This is a genomic window from Halomonas cibimaris, from assembly GCF_039537045.1.
GTDB lineage: Bacteria > Pseudomonadota > Gammaproteobacteria > Pseudomonadales > Halomonadaceae > Vreelandella > Vreelandella cibimaris.
In genome coordinates this window covers 59,939-74,990 of sequence record NZ_BAAAZT010000076.1, presented here as the reverse complement: position 1 = coordinate 74,990, position 15,052 = coordinate 59,939, and the positions used below count along the sequence as shown (strand labels likewise).

Below are 15,052 nucleotides of genomic sequence, written 5' to 3'. Positions count from 1 at the left end.
TTTGTTTGACATGAAAAATCCCCCAACCGCCGTTCAGGCGGCAAATGCCTGGCCTTGCCGGCGCGTCTCTGCCCCGGGCGCGCGTGCATTCGGCGGTTTCGGGAAGTAGACTAGGCAGGCCTTGCAGGTCGCGTCCCGGCGCCTCGCCTCGGCACGGGTAGCCGCACACGGCCTACAACCATTTCGATACTCGGAACGATTCAGTGACCAAGCAACACTCTTTTGATCGCGATGAACTGCTGGCCTGCTCGCGCGGCGAGCTGTTTGGCCCGGGCAACGCCCAGCTGCCGGCACCCAATATGCTCATGCTCGACCGCATTACCCATATCAGCGAGAGCGGCGGCGAATACGACAAAGGCGAGCTGATTGCCGAGCTGGATATCAGCCCCGATCTGTGGTTTTTTGACTGTCACTTCCCCGGTGATCCGGTGATGCCCGGCTGTCTGGGGCTCGACGCCATGTGGCAGCTGGTCGGCTTTTATCTGGGCTGGCTGGGTCATCCCGGGCGCGGCCGGGCGCTTGGCTGCGGCGAGGTCAAGTTTTCCGGCCAGATTCTGCCCGATGCCCAGCGCGTCACCTATCGTATCAACGTCAAGCGCGTGATCACGCGGCGCCTGATTCTGGGCATGGCCGACGGCACCGTGGCCGTTGACGGGCGCGATATATACCAGGCTAATGACTTGCGCGTTGGCCTATTCACCTCCACCGCGAACTTTTAACAGGAGGCTCCCATGCGACGAGTGGTAGTCACCGGCCTGGGCATCGTGTCGTGCTTAGGCAACAATCAGCAACAGGTGTTGGATGCGCTGAAAAGCGGGCGAAGCGGCATACGTTTCAAGCAGGACTATGCCGATCTCGGGTTTCGCAGCCACGTCGCCGGCAGCGTCGATATTGACCTGGAAGCGCTTATTGACCGCAAGCTGCGCCGCTTTATGGGCGACGCGGCGGCCTACGCCTATGTCTCCATGGCCCAGGCCATCGAGGATTCGGGCCTTTCCCCCGAGCAGGTCTCCCACGAACGCACCGGGCTGATCGCCGGCTCCGGCGGCGCCTCCAGCGCCAACCAGGTGGAAGCCGCCGACGTGCTGCGCGAGAAAGGGCTGCGTCGCGTGGGCCCCTACCGCGTCACCCGCACCATGGGCAGCACGGTGTCGGCCTGTCTGGCCACGCCCTTCGCCATCAAAGGGGTCAACTATTCGATTTCGTCGGCCTGTGCGACCTCGGCTCACTGCATCGGCAACGCCATGGAGCAGATCCAGCTGGGCAAGCAGGACGTGGTGTTTGCCGGCGGCGGCGAGGAAGAGCACTGGACGCTGTCGTGTCTGTTTGACGCCATGGGCGCGCTCTCCACCCGCTACAACGATACCCCGGAGAAAGCGTCGCGCGCCTACGATCAGGGCCGGGACGGCTTTGTCATCGCCGGCGGCGGCGGCATGCTCGTACTCGAAGAGCTGGAGCACGCCCGCGCCCGCGGGGCGAAAATCTACGGCGAGCTGGTAGGCTACGGCGCCACTTCTGACGGCTATGATATGGTCGCGCCGTCCGGTGAGGGGGCCACCCGCTGCATGCGCCAGGCCATGGCGACGGTGGACGGCAACATCGACTACATCAACACCCACGGCACCTCCACGCCGGTGGGCGATGTCGCCGAGCTCAAGGCCGTGCGCGAGGTGTTTGGCGATACGCCCCCGGCGATGAGCTCGACCAAGTCGCTGACCGGCCACTCGCTGGGCGCCACCGGCGTGCAGGAGGCGATCTATTCGCTTTTGATGATGGAGCATGAATTCGTCGCGGCCTCGGCCAACGTTGACCATCTCGACGAACAGGCCGACGGCTTTGACATCGTCACCCAGCGCCGCGACGGCGTGCGCCTGGCGCGGGTGCTGTCCAACAGCTTCGGCTTTGGCGGCACCAACGCCTGCCTGGTGTTCCAGCGTATGGCCGACTAGCCGGCCGCCCGGGGTCACTCACGACTCAGGCACGCGCCCAAAAAAACGGCACCCGCTTTGGCAGGTGCCGTTTTTTATGCTCGCCGCGGTACGTTTTATGCTCGCCCCGCTGCGTGGCTACATCGCCGTACGATGGCAAGCTGCTTCTACGGTTTTGGCGGGCGCGGCACCTCGGAAATTTCTTCAAGCTGCCCTTCGATCCAGGCTTCCACCTCGGCCAGCACCGCGTCCGGCGTCTTGCCCGCCGTCTCGATAGGCGCGCCGATACGCACCCGCAGCACGCCAGGATGCTTGACCCAGTGGCGCCCGGGCCAGCGCTCGCCGGCGTTGTGCGCCACCGGCAGCACCGGCACCCCGGCGCGGCAGGCGATTACCGTGCCGCTTTTGTTATAGCGCCGGCGCACGCCGGGATCTACCCGGGTACCCTCGGGAAAGATCAATACCGAAAGCCCGCTTTGCAGCCGCGCCACGCCCTGGGTCAGCACCTGCTTCAGCGCCCGGGAGGGGCGCGAGCGGTCCAGGCTGATCGGTCGCAGCAGCCGCAGCCCCCAGCCAAAGATGGGAATGTTCAAAAGCTCGCGTTTAAGCACCGTGCACACCGGCGGCATCATCACCTGAAGAAACACGGTTTCCCATTCGCACTGGTGGTTGGCCTGGATCACACAGGCGCCCCGTGGCAGGTGCTCGCGGCCACGAATGTCGTAGCGTACCCCGCAGGCCAGCCGAAACCAGCGAATCAAAAAATGGTTGTAAAGGTTGAGCAGCCGGTAGCGCCCGGCCAGGGGCAGAAACGGCGCGACGGGCAGCAGCAGCACGCCGCAGACCAGCATCGCGGAAAAATAGCCGACGTAGAAAACGACGCTGCGCAGTACGTTGATCACGCGGTGCCTCCCTGGCCGTCAGCGCCCGGCTCATCCCGGGTCAAACACCAGGCGTCCAGCATGCGCTCCACCTCCAGCCGCCAGGGTTTTTGGTGCACGCCGAACACTTCCAGCACTCGCCGGCAGTTAAGCACCCGATGCAGCTTGGCATCGTGATGGTGGTTGAGCGCCTTGACTTCGCCCAGCGTCAGCGCCTCGCCGCGGCCTTCCAGGTGCGTGGCCAGCTGGGTGCGCACTACCGAGGTAAAGCCGAACGCGCTGACCGGCTCGGTCCCCGCCAGATGATACGCCCCCCAGGTACGAACGCCGCAGCCCAGCTGCTGCAGCATGCCGATCAGCGCAAGCGCCACGGCATCCGCCGAGGTGGGACAGAAAATCACGTCTTCAGCGGCGCGCACGCTGTCACCGGCGACCAGGCTGTCGATGAGCTGGCCCAGCCAGGCGTGGCTGCCTTCCAGCGCAAAAAGCGGCCCCAGCCGCACAATCAGGTGGCGGTGGTATTCCGCGCGGATGCGGTCCCCGGTCTGCACCAGCCGGCGCAGGCTGGCATCCCGAGGCTCGGGCACCAGATGTTCGTCGATGGGTTCGTTATAGCCGGCCTCGTAGAGCTGATCGGAAACGCACCAGACCAGCGCCACGTCCCGGGAAAGGCAGGCATCCAGGCAGGCTTCCACGGCGCCGGCGTGCGCGGTGACCTCTGCCGGTGCCAGGCTAAGCGGGCTTGAAAGCGGCGGCACGATCACCGCATCCGGGGCGATCTGGTCAAGCCGCTCGGGGCTGACCCAAGAGGCGGCCTCAATGACCAGCCGGGTATCAAGGCGCCGGCCCGCTTCGCGCGCCAGCGCCAGGCTCAGGCAGTGCCCGGCATCCAAAATCAACAGCTTCACAACAGCCTCTCCGTTATTCGTTCGCGCCATCGGCCGCGGGCGCCCACGCAGGCCCGCTAAAGGCCTGCTACTTTACCGGATACCCAGCGGCGGCAAAAGCAGCCCGAGCCGCTCAGCCCCGCTCGTGCAGCAGCGCCAGCGCGGCCTCCAGGTGGGGGAAAAACCGTTCGCGGGGCTGCACCAGATATACCGGATAGGCAAACTCCGGCATCTGCGCGACGCGCTCAAGCCGGCCGCTGTCGACATAGCCCTGCACCGCGCTCAGGCGAAAGTAGCCGCTGCCGGCGTTGGCCAGCAGGTAGTCCAGCGCCAGCGGCCCGAGATTGAGCATCACCACCGGGCTTGCCAGCCAGGGCAGCACGGCGTCGTGCTCGCGGCGAAACACCTCGCCCCAGTCCACGTACAGGTACGGATCATCGTCGCCGGCGCCCGGCGCCTGCACCATGACCAGCCGGTCTTCCTCCACCAGCGTAATCTGCATGCCCGGCCAGTAATCGGCCTGGTGCACCAGCACAGCGTCCAGCCCGCCGCTGGCCAGCTGCTGCTGCAGGGCCCGGCGCTCGCCTACCTGAATCCGCACCGCCAGCTGCGGATAGCGCTTGCGCATTTGCTCCAGCCAGCGGGCCAGCAAGGGATGCCACAGGCTCGCCTCGCCGCCCAGGGTTACCACCCGGTCGATCCCCCGGGGCAGGGGCAGTTCGCGCTGCAGCGTCTCCCACACCTGCACCAGCTGCGCGGCGTGGTCGGCAAAGCGCTCGCCGTCGCCGGTCATGGCAATGCCGCCGCGGTCGCGGCGCAGCAGCCGGCAGCCCAGCGTCTGCTCCAGCCTGTTGATCCGCGCCGTTACCGTGGTCTGGGTGACGTGCAGCGCCGCGGCAGCGTCGCTGAAACTGCCGCGGCGCAGAATTTCCAGAAAAGTTCTGGCAAGCGTGATTTCCATTCGCGCCTCTCTATTGCGTGTCTTTTGCCGATCTATCAACACAGTTGATACAACGGCCCGACACTTTTCATTATACGCCGCCGGCGGCGGTGACTATGCTGGAAAGCCCTGTGCTCGCTAAAGGCCTGACAGCGCTGCCTGCAGCGCCTAGCCTGAGGACAAAGCGCCCGGCGCCTCGTCGCAGCCGCGTCGGCTTGTATTTCGCTACTCTACACACAGGAGCTCTCAACCCGCGCCATGCCTTATCCACCACCTTACGCCCCTGACACCGGCACTGCCCCAGGAGCTCTGATATGACGCCCACGATTGCTGTTTTGCTGATCGTTACCTTTCTGGTGTCCACGGTGGGCCTTTTGCTGCTGATCTGGTCGATCGCTACCGGCCAGTTCAGCCACGGCAAAAAAGCCGCCGAGACCATCTTTCCGCCCGGCGAAGTCGGCCACGGCGAGGACCCCGCCCGGGATATCGCCGACACCCTGGACGGGGACATGCCGGCGAACGCAAAAGCCGTGCAGATCCGCCGGCAGGCCGACCAGTCGTCGCGCAGCGCTGCCCTTGCGTGGATCGGCTCGGCGGTGTTCTGGCTGGTTATCGGCTCGCTCTACGGGCTTTTGTCGTCGACCAAGATGCACATGCCGGAGTTTCTCGCCAACACGCAGTGGCTGACGTTTGGCCGGGTGCGGCCCATGCATCTGAACGCCGTGGTCTACGGCTGGTCGTCCATGGCGGGCATCGGCGTGGCGCTGTTTTTGCTGCCGCGGCTGTTTCGCACCTCGCTGGTGGGCGGGCGCTACGCGATCACCGGCAGCGTGATCTGGAACATCGGCCTGGTCATGGGGCTGCTCGCCATCAATCTGGGGCTTTCCGACGGCGAGGAATGGCTGGAATTTCCCTGGCAGATCGATATTTTGTTCGTGATCGGCGGGGCGCTGTGCGCCGTTCCGCTGGTGCTGACGGCGGCCAGGCGCAAGGTCGACCACCTCTACGTCACCAGCTGGTATCTGATGGCGGCGCTGGTGTGGTTTCCGTTTCTGTTTTTGATCGCCAACCTGCCGTTTGCCTTTCCCGGCGCGTCCGGCGCCACGGTCAACTGGTGGTTTGCGCATAACGTGCTGGGGCTTTGGGTCACGCCCATCGGCATCGGCATTGCCTACTACATGATTCCCAAGATCCTCGGCCGGCCGATCATTTCCTACCAGCTGTCGCTTTTGGGTTTCTGGTCTTTGGCGCTGTTCTACAGCCAGGTGGGCATTCACCATCTGGTCGGCGGGCCGGTACCCACTTGGCTGGTGACCCTTTCCATCGTGCACAGCGTGATGATGTCGGTGCCGGTCATCACCGTGGCGATCAACCACCACGGCACCATGTGGGGCCACTTCGGCCGGCTGAAGGACTCGCCCACCCTGCGCTTTGTGTGGATCGGCGCGCTGATGTATACCGTCGCTTCGCTGCAGGGCTCCATGGAGGCGCTGCGCAGCGTCAACGTCATCACCCACTTCACCCACTACACCGTGGCCCACGCGCACCTGGGCATGTACGCCTTTTTAAGCTTTATTCTGTTCGGCGCGGTGTATTTCATCATGCCGCGCCTGATGGACTGGGAATGGCCCTGGAAGCGCATGATCAGCGTGCACTTCTGGCTGGTCGCCGCGGGCATTTTCATCTACGTGGTGTCGCTGACCGTCGGCGGCTGGAAGGAAGGCCTGGCGCTGCTGGATGCCGATATGCCGTTTATGGACATTGTGCGCATGACGATTCCGTATCTGGAAGCACGCACCCTGGGCGGGGCGCTGATGACGCTTGGCCATCTGGTGTTTGCCGTACACTTTATCGCCATGCTGCGCCGTCACGGTGAACGCCGCTATCAGCCTACGCTGTTCCGCTCTACTCGCCAGGAGGCCTCGCCATGAAACGTGCTCTCGCGATAATGGCCGGCGCGGCACTGATTTTGCTGCTGGCCATGCTCACGCTGGTGGTGCTGCCCTACCTTCAGATGTCCACCGAGCAGGTACCGCCGGATCTTGAACCCTATACCGACCAGGAGCAGCGCGGCCGCGAGCTCTACATCGCCAACGGCTGCGTGTACTGCCACAGCCAGCAGCCGCGCGACCCAAGCTTTGCCCCGGGCGACAAGGATCGCGGCTGGGGGCGGCCTGCCGTGCCCGGCGACTACGCCCACGACCAGCCGCACCTGATGGGCACCATGCGCACCGGGCCGGATCTGTTCAACATCGGCGCGCGCCAGCCAAGCGAAGACTGGCACCTGCTGCACCTGTACAACCCGCGCGCGGTGGTGGAAGGCAGCATCATGCCGCCGTATCGCTTCATGTTCCGCAAGGTGCCGTCCGCCGATGACGACGAGCGGGTGCTGACGATTCCCGAGCCCTTTGGCCCGGAAACCGGCCAGGTGGTGGCCACCGACGACGCGCTGGCGCTGGTGGCCTATCTCAAGTCGCTGGACCATACCTACCCGGCGCCGACTCTGCCGCAACCCGCCGAAGAAGCCCAGGAGTAAGGTGTCATGAAGCGTCACGACTACAATGCCCAGCACCGCGAACATCCCGAACCGGAAGAAGGCCGCCGCCCGGTTCCCAGGCCGGTCATCGCATGGATCGCCGTGCTGCTGGTGTGGGCCGTGGGCTACTATGCCTGGCAGATCGGCAAACCCATGCTCGGCGGCGACAGCCGCTCGGTGGTAGAAGCCCCCGCAGCCGGTGACGATATCGACGGCGGTGCTATCTTCAGCGCCCGCTGCGCCTCGTGCCACCAGGCCAACGGCCAGGGCGTGCCCGGCTCTTTCCCGCCGCTTGCCGAAAGCGCGTGGCTGCTGGGCGACCCCGATATTCCCGTCGCCATCGTCCACGACGGCCTGCAGGGCGAGATCGAGGTTCAGGGCACCACCTATAACGGCGTTATGCCGGCGTTTGGCGGCCAGCTCAGCAGCGCCGAAATAGCCGCGGTGCTCAGCCACGTGCGCCAGGCCTGGGGCAACGACGCCGCGGCCATCAAGGCCGAGCAGGTCGACGCCCACGCCGAGGAGTACGGCGAGCGCGGCGCCTGGTCACCGGACGAGCTGCGCGATACCTTCGAGGCGCCGTAAATGGCCGGCACCTCCGGCGGCACCCCGCTGCGCGAAGACGTGCTGGTGGTAGAAGGCCTGCACTGCGGCAGCTGTGCCGCCGCGGTGGAGGCCATGCTCAAGCGCCAGCCCGGCGTCGCGGAGGCGGCAGTCAACTTCGCCGCCGACAGCGCCACGGTGCGCTTTGACACCGCACAGACCGATCTGGCCCGGCTGCAAAAGGCGGTCGCCCGGCTGGGCTACCGGCTTTTGGCCCCGGGCGAGGAAGGCCGCGATGCCGGCGGCGGCAAGCGTCTGCATCGCCGGCTGCTGATCCGCCTGGCGGTGGCACTGGTGTTCGGCATGTGGTGCATGATGCCGGCCTATCTGGTCTACCTTGCCCCGCTGGGTATCGTCGAGCCAAGCATCACCTGGCCGCTGGCGCTTGCCAGCGGCCTTTTTGCGCTGCCGGTACTGGTGTATTCCGGCGCGCACTTCTATCGCGTCGGCTTTAACACCCTGCGCGTGGGCGCGCCGGGGCTGGACGCGCTGATTACGCTGGCCGTGCTGGCCGCCACGGCGGTGTCGGTGTGGCAGCTGGCGCGCGGCAGCGCCCACGTCTACTTCGACGCCGCGGTGATGCTGATCACTTTTCAGCTGATCGCCCGCTTCATCGACGGCCGGGTGCGCCGCCGGGCCGCCGACGTGGTGCGCAGCTACCTCAGCCAGGCCCCGGAAACCGCCACGCGGCTTGACCCCGCCGGCCGCCGCGAGACCCTGCCCGCCGCCGAGATCGCCCCGGGCGAACGCATTGTGCTCACCGCCGGCGAACCCCTGGCGCTGGATGCCGCGGTGCTTGAAGGCCACGGCGAGGTTGACCAGGCGCTGCTCACCGGCGAGTACGAACCCAGCACGGCAGGCCCGGGCGACACCCTGCGCGCCGGCTGCACGCTGGTAACCGGCGAGCTCGAACTCAGCGTTATCGCGGCGGTAGGCGAGCGGCGCATTGACGCGCTGGCGCGCTCGGTGCGCGGGCTTTTAAGCCGCAAGACTGCGCTGCAGCGCCTGACCGATGCCGCCGCCCGGGTGCTCTTGCCGATTATCGTCACAGCCGCCGTCCTGGCGACGGGGCTTGGGGCCGCACTGGGGCTTGCAGCCGACGAAGCGCTAACCCGGGGGCTTGCCGTGCTGATCATTGCCTGCCCCTGCGCGCTGAGCCTGGCGATCCCGCTGGTAGTGGTCACCGGGCATGCGCGCATGGTGGCCAAGGGGGTGATATTCCGCGATCCGGCAGCGCTGGAAACCGCCGCCGACGCTCACGTCGTCGTGTTCGACAAAACCGGCACCCTGACCACCGCCACGCCGGCCATAGCCGAGGTGCTTCCCGCCGGCGACGATACCCCGGAGACGCTGCTGGCCCTTGCCGCCGACACCCTTCACGGCACCGACCACCCCGTGGCGCACAGCCTGGCCGCACATGCGCCACCGTCGGCCCGGGCGGGCGGCGGCGTACGCCAAGTGCAGGCCGGGCTCGGCACCCGCTGGGAGCGCGACGGCCACACGCGGCTTGCCGGCCGCGCCGCATGGCTTGGCGAGCAGGGCGTGAGCGTCCCGCCCGCAGACGATGCGCGCATGGCCCTGCACCTGGCCGAAAACGGCCGCTACCGGGGCGTGATTCACTTTGACGAAGCCCTGCATCCGGACGCCGCCGAGACGGTCGCCGCGCTCAAGCGCGCCGGCCACGAAGTGTACCTGCTCAGCGGCGACCACCGCGCCTCCTGCCTGCGCCAGGCCGAGCGGCTGGGCATTGCCCCGGAGCGCGTGGTGGCCGGCGTAACCCCTGAAGCCAAGCAGCGCTTTATCGAGGGGCTGGAACAGCGCCGGGCCGTGGCGTTCGTCGGCGACGGCCTGAACGACGGGCTGGCGCTGGCCGGTGCCCGGCTGGGCATGGCCGTGGGCGACGCCACGCCGACCGCCCAGGCCGCCGCCGCGGTATACCTGCCCGACGGCGTAGGCCGCGTGCCCGCCACGCTGGCGCTGGCACGGCGCGCCCGGCGGCTGATGCGCCAAAACCTGGGCTGGGCGCTTGGCTACAACGCGCTGGCCCTGGTGCTGGCCGTGGCCGGCCTGGTGGCCCCGGTGATCGCAGCCGCTGCCATGACGCTGAGCACCCTGTGCGTGCTGCTCAACAGCCTGCGCATGAAAGCCGCCCGCTAGACCATGTCGCGGCGTTCTCTTTTCGCCTGGCGACGGTCGCGCAGTACCGCGCGGCAGATCAGCACCAGCACGCCAAGCGTCAGCGCCGGCCAGATCAGTACGTAAAACCCCATTAAAAAGGTCATGGAGACATCTCCTGCTGCACGTGACGGCCCGGCGTGGCGACCCCGGGTGCTGCATCGGCGTGATCGCGGTAGTGGCCCACGCGGTCGCGGATGGAGTCAAAGTCAAACGGCGCTTTCTTGCTCGCAAGGCTCATCGCCGTGCATACCAGGGTGCTGGTGCCGTAGGCCGTCAGCGAGGCCAGCAGCACGGTGTAGTCGCGCAGAAAACCGGTGGCAAACACCAGCATCGCGATCAGCGCGGCCGCACCGGCCACGCCACCGGCCGCGCGCCCAAGAAAACCGAATACCATCAGCGCGATGATGATGCCGCCGCCGATGCTGGCCAAAAGCTCGAACATCAGGCCGAAGCCGCCGCCCAGCGGCAGCGCTTCAAAGCGCGCCAGGCAAAACATGATCATGGCGGCCACCACCGAGGTGGTAAACGCTCTGTTGGTCACCCGGTTCCAGAAGCAGCTGGCAATCACCGGAAAAACAATCGCCCCCCAGAGTGCGCCGACAAACACCAGCATTACCAGAATATCCAGCGAGAAACTGGCAAAAACGACGCCGATGACGGTGGCGATGATCATGGTCAGCCGGCCAACCCACAGCATGCGATCAGGATCGGGGCGGCCCTTGGCGATGTTCTTGGCGTAGACGTCGGCCATCATGATCGCGGACAGCGCCGAGAGGTCCGAATCCGCCGTGGAGGAAAGCGAACCGATCACCAGAATGAAAAACAAAGCGATGAACACCGGCGGCAGGTAGCCCGACACCATCTGCGGAATAAGATTGTTCATGTCGCCGTTCATCGGCTCAATGCCGGCGGCCAGCGCCATCAGCCCGATCATGCCAAGGCCGATGACGATCGCGCCGTAGCCCACGGTGGCGGTCAAAAACGTCGGCTTGATGTGGTCTTCGTTGACCGCAAACAGGCGCTGGGAGATCGTCTGATTGCCGATGGCGTAGGCCAGCACGGCGACGAAAAACGGCGCGCCCTGCTCCAGAATCGCTTTGCCGGAGAAGAAGTTGGCCTGCTCGGCGGTCAGATGATCCAGCCCGGCCGCAAGCGCGGCAGGCCCGCCCATGGAAAAAAACACCGCGGGAATAATCACCACGGCGATGGCCATCAGCGCCACCAGCTGGGCGAAATCGGTCATTACCGAGGCGCGAAAGCCCGACCACAGGGTATACAGCAGTACGCCGGCGCCGGCCATTACCACCCCGGCCTGAAACGACAGCGGCGAGAGCACCGCGACCAGCGCACCGGCCGCGGTAAAGTTGACCATCAGGCTGATGATGCTGCCCAAAACGTTGGAAATCGCCAGAATCAGCTGGCTTGAGCTGCCGTGGCGGGCGTGGATCAGCTCGCCAAGCGTCGCCGCACTGGGGGCGAGCGCGCGAAAGCGCCGGCCGAACGGGTAAATGAACAGAATCATCAGCGCGCCCCACAGCCCGTAGTGAACAGGGCCGGACACGCCGTAGGTGTAGCCGGAGGTGGCCGCGGCATAAAACGACGCCGCCCAGATCCAGGTGGCGGTCATGCTGGCCGCCCCCATGCCAAAGCCGATGCGATGGTTGGAGACCATAAACGCCTCGGCATCCTCTTTTTTCTTGCGGATACCCAGCGTCAACAGATAGGTGCCGCCGTAAAACGCCAGCAGCAGCAACAGCACCGTCCCGATCGAGAACTGATATAACGATTGGCTATTCAAGGCAAGCTCCCCCTTGGTGGAACGCCGCTACCCGCAGCCACGGCTAAGCCCGGGTAGGCGCCCAGGCGTTGAGGGCACGGTCCAGCAGCGCCATGACCAGTACCGTCAGCGCCATCGCCACGCTCATGGACGTAAAACGATACAGCGCGCTGTACACCAGGTCCTGATGGGGAGACAAATACTGGCCGAAAAGAATGCCAAGCGTGGACAGTGCGCCGAAGCCCACGCCGGACCCGGCACGCTCAAGCACGTGCAGGCGAGCAAACATCATCAGCCCCAGCCAGTACACCAGCGTGACCAGCAAAAAGTGCTGGCTCTGGGTATAAAGCATCAGCTGGGCAAAAACCGCCAGATGACACCCCAGCAGCGTACCCACCGCGCGCTTGCCCGCCGATTTGCGCGCGCCGGGATAGCCCAGCGCGAAAAGAATCAGCACCGTAGACATCTGAGCGGACAGCGAATCGCGCAGATCGAATACCTGAAACACGATAAACGAAAGCGTCACGGTGATCGCCCCGATCAGGGTTTCGTGGCGAATGCGCGAAAGCGACTTGTTCACGCCGGGCGGCGGCTGGCGCGGCGCTACATCGGGAAATACCACGTGCATCAGCCCGGCAATGGCCACCGCCAGCACGCTTGCCACCACGTTGCTGGTAAACAGATCGCTAAGGTCTACGTCCGGGTAGCTGGCAAAGTGCAGAAGAATGCTCAGCGTCAGCACGCCGTTGGCGCCGAAGAGAAAAAACGGCCCCCGGGCCATCAGCCGAAAGCGCGTGTAAAACAGCCCAAACACCGCGCACAGCATCACCGGCGGCAGGTGCTGGGTCAGCCCCACCACCAGGCTGACCTCGACGCAGTTGATCAGCGCGTTGCCCAGAAACTGGCGCACAACATGCCCGTTAAGCGCCGGCAGAATGCCCAGTAGAAACATCGGAAAGACGGTGAAGAACACGCCGTAATTCCAGTTCATCAGCTGGCTGATCACAAAGCCCAGCGACGCCCCGCAGGCCACGCGCAGGCACTGGCGCAGGTCGTTGTCATCCATGCCCCGGGGCAGCGCCGGCGCCGCTTTGCCCGCTTTTGCCAAGGCGCGTGCGCTAGTAGACATGATGCAGCAGGCTCAATATGGCCACCTGCATCCGCGCCAGCCCCCGGGCAACAGGCGTTTTCACCGGGGCCAGCTGCACGGTGGCCCGGGCGCCGGTAGGCGGCAGCTCCGGCGGCGGATGATCCAGCGCAAGATGGATACGCAGGCGCTGGGCGTCGCGCACCCAGCGGTCAGTGGTCGGAATATGGGCGAGGTTGCCATCAGGGGGCAGCTGGCCGTCACGCACGCCGGCATCGATAGAGGCCACCCGCGCCGGGTACGCCTCCCCGGGGCGGGCATCGAAGGCCACCCAGGCACGGTCGCCTTCGGCGACGTGAAGCAGGCTTTTTTCGCGAAAGTCCGCCACGATATCCAGCCGATCGCCGACGTTGGCCATCACCGGCACGCCGGCGCTGACGCTATCGCCGGCGTCCAGCTGCAGGTTGCTGATATAGCCGTCCTGGCTGGCACGCACAGCGGTGCGGCGCAGATCCAGCTTTGCCGTTGCCAGCGCGTTGCGCGCTTTACGCCGCTGCAGGTTGTCTTCGCCGCTTGCACCGCGCTGGACCTGTAGCGCGTGCACCTTGGCTTTGGCGGCGTTGACGGCGGCGTCGCCGGCCCGTGCGTCAGCGCTTGCCGCGTCGAACCGCCGGCGCGATACGCTGCCGCGCTCCACCAGCGCCTGCACCCGGCGGCGCTCGCGGTTTAACTCCTGGGTGAGTGCCTGCTGGCGGGCCAGGCTCGCTTTGGCCTCGGCCAGCGCGGCATCCAGCCCGGCGTTGTCCCGGCGCACCTGATCGAGTGCCAGCTTGGCTTTATCGACCGCCAGCGCAAACGGCTCCGGGTCAATGCGAAACAGCACCTCGCCACGGCGCACCCGCGTATTGTTGCGCACCGGCACCGCCACGACCTCACCGCTGACCTGGGGGGCGACGCGCACCACATCGCGCAGGGCACGCGCCTGGGGCGTGGCCGGCATATAGGTATCGGCGAACACAAAGTACACAAACATCACGACGAACAGCACGATCGCCGCGCGCACCCAGCGGGCGAAACGCTGCTCCGGGGACATGGCATTCTCTTAGCGTGGTCTAGCGGAAAGGCGGCACGGCCGGCAAAAGCGGCCGAGGTAAAAATTAGCCGGCTAAACATAGCATGAAGTAGCCGGCTGAATAAATGCGTTCCGCTGCCCCGCCTGCAGCGCCACGCCCCGGCGGGCCTGGCCGGCGGTGACTACACCTTTTTGACGAAGGCCGATTTCAGCTTCATCGGGCCCACCCCGTCAATCTTGCAATCGATGTCGTGATCCCCCGCCACCAAACGGATGTTCTTGACCTTGGTGCCGACCTTGACCACCGAGGAAGACCCCTTGATTTTCAAATCCTTGATAACCGTCACGCTGTCGCCGTCCTGCAGCATGTTGCCGTTGGCATCGCTGACCATGGGGGTATCGCTGTCGTCTTCCACCGCCCCGTCAACGACCCACTCATGGGCGCACTCGGGGCAGATCAAAAGCTGCTGATCGGCATAGGTATAGGTGGAGCCACACTGGGGGCAGGCAGGGTACTGACTCATGGTATGTCCTCAACAGATCGATAAAAAACACAGATGTTGCAGCGCCAGTCTAGCAAAAACCGCTGCCGGACGAGCCGGCACGTCTTGATACCTCAGCCGCGGCGGGCCCGGTCGCATCGCCCCGCGCTGCGGCGAGGCTTGCCGGTCGGGCGGCGTCGCGTAGAATTGACGGCGCTCTTTTCGTCCATTCTATTGAAGCCCTATGCACACCGACCGCCCCACCCTTGCGCTTGACGACGTGGTATACGTCATTGTGCCGCGTCTCAACCGGGCCCAGAAACTGGTCAATCAGACGCTGGACACCCTGATCCGCGACGCCGCCAGCAGCGCCGAGCTGGCCAAACGGCTGGAGCAGCGCCGCTGCTTTACGCTCGAACTCCAAGCGATCAACACCAACCTGGAGCATCTTCTGGCTCGCCACCGAGCCGATGTGCAAACGCTGTTGCAAAGCGGCGGCAGCAAAGGCGGCCGCCACGTTGCCCTTGACCCCATGGAAACCGATGCCGTCGAGCGCGCCAAGGAGATCTATCGTAAAGTGGTCGCCTTTCAAACCGGCCGGCGAGAAGTGCCCTTCTAGCCTTGCACCGGCCAACATGCCCCGCGTATTCAGCAGCGTTTATTCAACAAAAAGGAAACACA

The 15,052-nt window shown here is 65.5% G+C and carries 15 protein-coding genes; 7 read left to right on the top strand and 8 right to left on the bottom strand.

All coding sequences use genetic code 11. From position 1 onward, the window contains the following. Nucleotides 1–203: 203 nt before the first annotated feature. Both fabA and fabB read left to right on the top strand, forming a co-directional pair. Entirely contained in the window at nucleotides 204–719 is a 516-nt protein-coding gene (fabA, locus tag ABD654_RS10685) for a 3-hydroxyacyl-[acyl-carrier-protein] dehydratase FabA (RefSeq protein WP_344704873.1), read from the top strand. 12 nt (nucleotides 720–731) lie between these two features. Beyond that, nucleotides 732–1,949 (top strand): beta-ketoacyl-ACP synthase I, encoded by a 1,218-nt coding sequence (fabB, locus tag ABD654_RS10680; RefSeq protein WP_344704872.1) that lies wholly within the window; start codon nucleotides 732–734, stop codon nucleotides 1,947–1,949. Between the two features lie 146 nt (nucleotides 1,950–2,095). Here fabB and ABD654_RS10675 read toward each other — a convergent pair whose 3' ends face one another. The 3 genes from ABD654_RS10675 to ABD654_RS10665 form a co-directional block, all read right to left on the bottom strand. Further along, nucleotides 2,096–2,830 carry a lysophospholipid acyltransferase family protein gene (locus tag ABD654_RS10675; RefSeq protein ID WP_344704871.1) on the bottom strand — a complete coding sequence of 245 codons (735 nt, stop codon included), beginning with the start codon at nucleotides 2,828–2,830 and terminating at the stop codon, nucleotides 2,096–2,098. Beyond that, entirely contained in the window at nucleotides 2,827–3,717 is an 891-nt protein-coding gene (locus ABD654_RS10670; RefSeq protein ID WP_344704870.1) for a sugar nucleotide-binding protein, read from the bottom strand. Before ABD654_RS10670 ends, ABD654_RS10675 begins: the two co-directional genes overlap by 4 nt. 112 nt (nucleotides 3,718–3,829) lie before the next feature. After that, nucleotides 3,830–4,657, bottom strand: a complete 828-nt coding sequence (locus ABD654_RS10665) for a LysR family transcriptional regulator (RefSeq protein WP_344704869.1) — start codon at nucleotides 4,655–4,657, stop codon at nucleotides 3,830–3,832. A gap of 293 nt (nucleotides 4,658–4,950) precedes the next feature. Here ABD654_RS10665 and ABD654_RS10660 point away from each other — a divergent pair, with 293 nt between their 5' ends. From ABD654_RS10660 to ABD654_RS10645, 4 genes are read left to right on the top strand one after another with little or no spacing between them, the layout of a single operon-like run. Next, the gene (locus tag ABD654_RS10660) at nucleotides 4,951–6,567 is read left to right on the top strand and encodes a cbb3-type cytochrome c oxidase subunit I (protein WP_344704868.1); all 1,617 of its coding nucleotides are present in this window, start codon (nucleotides 4,951–4,953) and stop codon (nucleotides 6,565–6,567) included. Beyond that, nucleotides 6,564–7,172 (top strand): cbb3-type cytochrome c oxidase subunit II, encoded by a 609-nt coding sequence (locus ABD654_RS10655; protein ID WP_344704867.1) that lies wholly within the window; start codon nucleotides 6,564–6,566, stop codon nucleotides 7,170–7,172. The genes ABD654_RS10660 and ABD654_RS10655 overlap by 4 nt, the downstream gene beginning before the upstream one ends. A gap of 6 nt (nucleotides 7,173–7,178) precedes the next feature. Further along, complete coding sequence (locus ABD654_RS10650) at nucleotides 7,179–7,757, top strand: c-type cytochrome (RefSeq protein ID WP_344704866.1); 579 nt, start codon at nucleotides 7,179–7,181, stop codon at nucleotides 7,755–7,757. After that, nucleotides 7,758–9,932, top strand: coding sequence for a heavy metal translocating P-type ATPase (locus tag ABD654_RS10645; RefSeq protein ID WP_344704865.1), 2,175 nt, complete (start codon nucleotides 7,758–7,760; stop codon nucleotides 9,930–9,932). Here the strand turns inward: ABD654_RS10645 and ABD654_RS10640 are convergent. The 5 genes from ABD654_RS10640 to ABD654_RS10620 all read right to left on the bottom strand — a co-directional run bounded on the left by ABD654_RS10640 (nucleotide 9,929) and on the right by ABD654_RS10620 (nucleotide 14,413). Beyond that, a complete protein-coding gene (locus ABD654_RS10640) occupies nucleotides 9,929–10,057 on the bottom strand; it encodes a putative transporter small subunit (RefSeq protein WP_344704864.1) in 129 nt (42 codons plus the stop codon). The genes ABD654_RS10645 and ABD654_RS10640 overlap by 4 nt on opposite strands. Further along, nucleotides 10,054–11,751, bottom strand: coding sequence for a sodium:solute symporter family protein (locus tag ABD654_RS10635; RefSeq protein WP_344704863.1), 1,698 nt, complete (start codon nucleotides 11,749–11,751; stop codon nucleotides 10,054–10,056). The genes ABD654_RS10640 and ABD654_RS10635 overlap by 4 nt, the downstream gene beginning before the upstream one ends. Before the next feature lie 43 nt (nucleotides 11,752–11,794). Next, nucleotides 11,795–12,796, bottom strand: coding sequence for a DUF2955 domain-containing protein (locus ABD654_RS10630; RefSeq protein ID WP_344704939.1), 1,002 nt, complete (start codon nucleotides 12,794–12,796; stop codon nucleotides 11,795–11,797). 52 nt (nucleotides 12,797–12,848) lie between these two features. Then, nucleotides 12,849–13,910 carry an HlyD family secretion protein gene (locus tag ABD654_RS10625; RefSeq protein WP_344704862.1) on the bottom strand — a complete coding sequence of 354 codons (1,062 nt, stop codon included), beginning with the start codon at nucleotides 13,908–13,910 and terminating at the stop codon, nucleotides 12,849–12,851. 161 nt (nucleotides 13,911–14,071) lie between these two features. After that, nucleotides 14,072–14,413, bottom strand: a complete 342-nt coding sequence (locus ABD654_RS10620) for a zinc ribbon domain-containing protein YjdM (RefSeq protein ID WP_344704861.1) — start codon at nucleotides 14,411–14,413, stop codon at nucleotides 14,072–14,074. Between the two features lie 202 nt (nucleotides 14,414–14,615). Here ABD654_RS10620 and ABD654_RS10615 point away from each other — a divergent pair, with 202 nt between their 5' ends. After that, nucleotides 14,616–14,990, top strand: coding sequence for a hypothetical protein (locus ABD654_RS10615; RefSeq protein WP_344704860.1), 375 nt, complete (start codon nucleotides 14,616–14,618; stop codon nucleotides 14,988–14,990). The last annotated feature ends 62 nt before the right edge of the window (nucleotides 14,991–15,052 follow it).